The organism is Microbacterium sp. LB12, from assembly GCF_037150835.1.
Lineage (GTDB): Bacteria > Actinomycetota > Actinomycetes > Actinomycetales > Microbacteriaceae > Microbacterium.
The window spans coordinates 1-1,645 of the sequence record NZ_JBBCPF010000031.1 but is presented as its reverse complement, the minus strand read 5'-3'; the positions used below and the strand labels follow the sequence as shown (position 1 = coordinate 1,645).

Below are 1,645 nucleotides of genomic sequence, written 5' to 3'. Positions count from 1 at the left end.
ATCCCTCACCGCTCGTCACACTAAGATCCGATCACAACACAAGCATGATAGAACGCGGCACACAACGCCCGGGCAGCCTGACTCACACGAAGTACCAAACCACCCGGGAACTCAGTAGCTTCTCGACCCACTCAGTACTGCGAGGTCGGAAAGTGTGCCGAAGGCGCGGATCGCGAGACTGAATCGGCCTGGCTTTTGTTCCTATCGGGAGTCTTGTCCTGTCATCTCGCAGGAGATCGGTGACGGTTCTGCGTCAGGACATCGGTGACGCTTCTCGGGTTCTTGGTGGTGGCACTTCGGCCGGTCGGATTGGTACGTGAACCGAACTGAGCCCGTTGTTCCTCGTGTCCGTCTCGCCAGCACGCAGTGGCCCGACAATGCCCCGCGTGGGGAGGTGAGCACGTTCTGTCTTGCGCACGGCATCTCCCCCAAGACGTTCTACGCGATGCGCAAGCGAGTCATCGAGGAAGGACCGGCGGCGGCGCTCGAACCGAAGTCGCGTCGACCGACGTCGAGCCCATCGAAGCTGAGCGACGAGGTCAAGCGGCAGGCCATCGGCGTGCGGGCCGCTTTGGAGCAGTCCGGGCTGGACCACGGGCCAATCAGCATTCACGAAAAGATCGGGCGCTGGGCATGGACCCGGCGCCATCGACCGCGTCGCTGGCGCGCATCTTTCGGGAAGCTGGCGTCGCACGCGCGGAGCCGAAGAAGAAGCCGCGTGCTGCGTATCGCCGGTTCGTCTACCCGTCTCCGAACGCATGCTGGCAGCTGGATGCGACCGAGTATGTCCTCAGTGGCGGTCGCAAGTGCGTGATCGTTCAACTCATCGACGACCACTCCCGCCTCGCTGTCGCCGGTGAGACCTCCGACGCAGCAGTTTACGTCGTCGCGAAAGGCATCGCGGCGCACGGTGGCCCGCAACATCTGCTCACCGACAACGGCGTCGCGCTGAACCCGTCCCGGCGAGGGAGCGTCGGCCAGCTCGTCGACTACGCCAACCGGCTCGGCGTGGAGCCGATCACCGGGAAACCCTATAAACCGACCACGCAGGGGCGTGAGGAACGAACTGGTGACAGTTTGACCTGCCCCACGGATTGGGTTCCAGTTTTGGTGGCTAACTGGTGGTCTGATCCGGAAGGCTCGTCCTCATGCCCCGTCCCTATCCGCCGGAGTTTCGTGCGCGCGCTGTCGCGCTCGTGCGCGCCGGTAAGCAGGCCAAGCAGACCGCCGTCGAACTCGGCATCCATCCCGTCACGCTGTCGAATTGGATCCGCCAGGACGACGTCGACCAGGGCCGCCGGCCTGGGCTCCGGTCCTCGGAATCGGCGGAGCTGCGCGCCGCGAAGCGCCGCATCCGAGAGCTCGAGACCGAGCTGCTGATCGTCCGACAGGCGGCGAAGTTCCTCGACGAGGAGCGCCCCCGCCCAAAAGGCTCTTCCCGGTGATCGACCGCCTCGCCGACGCCGGGATCCCGATCGACCGTTGCTGCCGCGTCCTCGGAGTTACTAGGCAGCACTAGGGAATGCTGAGCCTTTGGTTGACTCGTTTCCTTATGCCGCCAGACAGGCGGGGTCTTTCATGATGGTCTCGAACTCGACGGGGGTCAATCTTCCGAGCCGTCGTTGACGTCGTCGTCGGTGGTAGT

Annotated in this window: 2 pseudogenes; both read left to right on the top strand. The window is 64.1% G+C overall.

From position 1 onward, the window contains the following. Window positions 1–316: 316 nt before the first annotated feature. Window positions 317–1,080: pseudogene (locus WFM69_RS19230) on the top strand (DDE-type integrase/transposase/recombinase); the annotation flags it as partial. Between the two features lie 68 nt (window positions 1,081–1,148). After that, window positions 1,149–1,513, top strand: a pseudogene (locus tag WFM69_RS19225) (transposase); the annotation flags it as partial. Between the last annotated feature and the right edge of the window lie 132 nt (window positions 1,514–1,645).